This window comes from Nevskia soli (assembly GCF_903970205.1).
Taxonomy (GTDB): domain Bacteria; phylum Acidobacteriota; class Terriglobia; order Bryobacterales; family Bryobacteraceae; genus Bog-113.
Genome location: NZ_CAJCHS010000113.1, coordinates 1 through 4,540, shown reverse-complemented (window position 1 = coordinate 4,540; position 4,540 = coordinate 1). Strand labels below are relative to the sequence as shown.

The 4,540-nt window shown below is 57.9% G+C and carries 2 protein-coding genes and 1 pseudogene; all 3 read left to right on the top strand.

The window, feature by feature from the left end; genetic code table 11:
• Positions 1-1,279: pseudogene (locus H1Y01_RS05200) on the top strand (primary-amine oxidase); the annotation flags it as partial.
• A gap of 228 nt (positions 1,280-1,507) precedes the next feature.
• Positions 1,508-1,714: a hypothetical protein gene (locus H1Y01_RS05195; RefSeq protein ID WP_180539207.1), complete on the top strand. Its 207-nt coding sequence runs from the start codon at positions 1,508-1,510 to the stop codon at positions 1,712-1,714.
• Between the two features lie 187 nt (positions 1,715-1,901).
• The coding region (locus H1Y01_RS05190) for a hypothetical protein (protein WP_180539206.1) at positions 1,902-4,540 on the top strand (2,639 nt) is incomplete at its 3' end.

Here is a 4,540-nt window from a genome sequence, read left to right as displayed (position 1 = left end):
TGTTTTAGAAGACATCAAGACTGAGGAACTGAAACCTCTGGACACAAACCAGCCGAAAGGCGTTAGCTTCCGCCTAAGCGGCTCCGAGGTCGAATGGGATAACTGGCGCTTCCACTTTGCGCTGCATCCGCGCGAAGGGCTGCAGATCTACGATGTAGGGTTTCTAGACGGTGGCAAAGTACGGCCGATCTTATATAAAGCCGGACTATCCGAAATGATTGTGCCGTACGGGGATTCCAGCCCCGCCTGGTATTTCCGGAATTCATTCGACATCAGCGGCTATTCCTTTGTCGGACGATCCGTCGTACCTCTGGAACGGGGACGAGACGTCCCTGCCAATGCGGTTTTCGCCGATGCGGTCTTCGCGGATGAACGCGGGAATAGCTATACATCACCGCATGCCGCGGCAATCTATGAGCGCGATGGAGGGATACTCTGGCGTTACTCCGACGTAAGTCGCGGCGGCATTGTCTCCCGGCGCGCCCGCGAGTTAGTGGTGGCGACTATCATCTCCGCACCGCCTTACGAATACGGATTCAACTGGGTTTTTCATCAGGACGGGCGCATCGGTATGGAGGTGTTGCTGACCGGGATCATGGCGACTAAGGGAGTGCCGCCCGGCGCGGGTCACGAGCACGCTCAGGGCCACCGCGTTGCGCCCGATCTGGACGCTGTACACCATCAACATTTCTTTAACTTCCGGCTCGATCTTGACGTGGATGGCGTGAAGAACAGCGTCATGGAGGTAAACACGGGGTCCGCTCACCATAACTCTGCAGACAACCATGGAAATGCGATCGAGACGATAGAAACGCAGCTGACTAACGAGCAGGATGCCAAGCGGCAGGTGAACGCGGCGTCCAACCGGTACTGGAAGGTAATCAACCCATCGCGCAGGAACGCGCTCGGCGAGCCGGTTGGATATCTGCTGATTCCTGGCGAGAGCTCGCCTTCTTACGCCGAGCCATCGTCTCCGATCAAGCAACGCGCCGGGTTTCTTGAAGCTCCGCTGTGGGTGACGCGTTACGATCCGGACCAGCGCTATGCGGCCGGCGACTACGTCAACCAGAGCAATGGCGCGGACGGTCTTCCGCACTGGACTTCGGCTCGTCGGAAAATTGCCGAAGAGGACATCGTGCTGTGGTACACCGTCGGGATTACTCACATTCCGCGCCCTGAAGAATGGCCGGTCATGTCTGCGCATCGCGCCGGATTCGAATTAGTTCCGAGCGGCTTCTTTCGAAGTAATCCGGCGGTTTCGGAGAGTGACATTCGCTAGCCGTCAAAACACCGCATGCTCACGCGCGCGGCTCTGTAGACCCAGCACGTTACAGTACTCAGCACCGTTACTGAGCCGCGACGGCGACAGAGCGGTTACTGCGGGCCGATAGGGATTCCGCAATAACGTTGTGTCCTTTTAACGGTGCCTTCACCCGCCCTTAAGAAACCCGAACGTCTGAAGTAGTGAACGCAGACAAACTGCTTCCCAAGGAAAAGGAAAAACACAATGAACAAACTCAACGCAGCAATTCTCGGTCTCACCCTGATCGCCGGTTCGGCCTTCGCCGCCGCGCCGCAAGCTACCGACACCACGATGGCGCCGGCGACGACCAGCGCTCCGGCCAAAACCAAAACCGCCAAAGTCAAGAAGACCAAGAAAACCACGAAGCCGGCGCCGGCTGCCGCAAGCGACACCGCAGCGACCGCCAAGTAACACATTTTCGGTTGGTAAAACCGTTAGGCAGACAGGCGGAACGCGGCGTTGACCGTGTTCCGCCTTTCTGCGTTCCCGCAAGCGTGCGAAATGGCCCGATGAATGCCTAACCGATGGTTTCGTAAGCAATTGATATAATCGGGGCTGCCCAAAATCCAGGCTCCGTACAGGACAAAACCATTCATTCATGAAGTCTGTTTTCGCTTTTCTTTTGGCGTGTTCACCCGTTTTCTGCCAGCCGACCTATTTGACCGGCCAAGCTGCGCGATTGGTTGTAGGACAGCAGAATTTCACCTACCAGCTGTATCAAAGTCCTCCCACTCAGAACGTTCTCGGGGCCCCCGGGGGCGTGGCGTTCGGCGCAAACACGCTGTGGGTGGCCGACGGTAATGTGATGTTCGCGGCCCTCGATAACAACCGTGTCCTGGGCTACACGGGTGTGTCGAGTTTTCCCACGCCAACCAACATTCCCGCCCAATACGCGTCGCTGTACGGCACCTGTCCGGTGTGCGTCGGCAGTCCTTCGATTCTCCTCGGACAGACCGATTACGTCTATGCGAACGTCGGCACCACGCAGAACACGTTCTATTCGCCGTCCGCGGTTGCGACCGACGGCACGATGCTCGCCGTGGCCGATACAAACAACAATCGCGTCCTTATCTGGAAGACGCTTCCAACGGGCGTTAACCAGCCTGCCGATATCGTCGTCGGCCAGCCCGACTTCACCCACTACATCGCAGTCGAACCGCCTACCGCCGCGTCGCTTTCCGGTCCTCAAGGCGTTTGGATCTACAACGGCGCGCTCTATGTCGCCGACACTTTTAACAACCGGGTCCTAATCTACAACACGGTTCCAACTTCCAATGGCGCGTCCGCCAACACCGTCCTGGGACAGGCCAGCATGACGGTGAATCCGCCGCCGCCGGTTACCGAGGACGTTCCGCTTCCTACGCAGTCCAGCCTCGCGAGCCCCACGTCGGTCACTACCGACGGGACGAATCTCTATGTGGCGGATCTCGGACACAATCGCGTCCTGATCTGGAATGGGATACCAACCGCCAATAACGCGCCGGCGAATGTGGTTCTAGGTCAGCCGGATTTCGTCAGCGATACCGACGATAACTCGACCGTACTCTGCGCTTCCAACGGAACCGACAGTAATAACAACCCCACATATCCGCCGCTATGCGCCGTAACGTATTCGTTCCCGCGCTTTGCGCTTTCTGACGGGACGCGGCTGTATGTGGCCGATAGCGGCAACGATCGAATTCTGGTTTACAATACGATCCCCACCGCGCCGCCGACAGTTACTACCGGCAACCCGGATGCGATTCTTGGTGAGCCCGATGGCCTCACCGACTCACCCTCAGCCAACACGGATTCCGTGCAATCCCCCGGCGCCCTTGCCTGGGATGGGACGAATCTATGGGTTGCGGACACTTACAATCTGCGAGTCGTCGCTTACACGCCAACCGACTTCTCGGTAAATGGACAACTCCCCGAGACCGCCGTTCGTAACGCTGCGAGTCTGCAGATCTACGGATCAGGTAGTCTCACGCTTGGCGGAACGCCGGCGAAAGGCGATACAGTTACTCTTACGGTAGATTCCGTAAACTACGTTTACACGGTTACAAGCAGCGACACGCTGTCGACCATTGCCACCGGGATTGCGAACCTTGTGGATGGTCTCGTTTCCGGAACTGCCCAGGACCCAAATATCATCGCGCTGGCGGACACCAGTAACTCAACGAGTCCGGTAGTCATCTTTACCGCAAGGGTCGCCGGCACGCCCGGAACCGCGACCACTTACAGCGCCGCCGTAAGTAGCTCGTCCGCCATTACCGTTGCTACTCCCGAACCGAATATCTATATCAACCTTGCAGACGCGACTCAGGTCGCGCCCGGCAGCTTAATCACAATTTTCGGAACCGGACTCTCCACCGGGACCGCGGCGGGAGCATTAGTCGCAAATCCGGATGGGACGAACTTCAGCTATCCGCTCCTGGTAGCCGGCACGATGGTTTATATCGATGGAATAGCGGCGCATCTGCTCTTTGTTTCACCGACCCAGATCAACGCCCAGATGCCTTTTGACTTCACCGACCGCTCGAGCGTCAGTGTTGAAGTGGTTCGGCAAAATGCCGACGGATCGCTGTCGCCGACCAACACGATCGGCACGGTTATCGTCGCCGGTAACCCCGGTATCTTCGCCGAACCGGGCCCGGAACCTCGTACCGGATTGGTCTATCACTACAGCACTTATGCTACCGGGCTTGTCGATGTTGACGGAACTATCCACGCGGGTGACGTCGGCACGATCACAATCAACGGGACGGCTTATAACTACACCGTGCAAGCCGCGGATACGCTGGCCACGGTAGAGACCGCTTTCATCAACGAGATCAATGCGAGCGACCCCAATGTTACGGCTTCCGCCGCGAATGAATATACCCGCATCTTCCTGACCGCCAAGCAGCCGGGCGCAACCGGGGCCGCCATCACTTATTCCGCTACTGTCACCGGTTCCAGCGCCACGCTAACGTTGACGGCCTTCTATACTTCCCTCTGCTGCGGCAACGCGGCTACCGGGTTAGTCACACCTTCCAATCCAGCGCTTCCAGGGGAAGCCGTGGTTGTTTACGTGACGGGTCTTGGGATTACGACGCCCGCTACCGATTCCATCACCGGGCAACTGGTCGTTCCCCCTCTGAACCCCTTGCTAACTCCGGTGGATTCGATTATCGATGGATCCGATTCCGGCAACATCGTTTCGTCTTATCTGGTTCCGGGGGCGGTCGGGTTATACGAGGTGATCTTCCAGGTAGC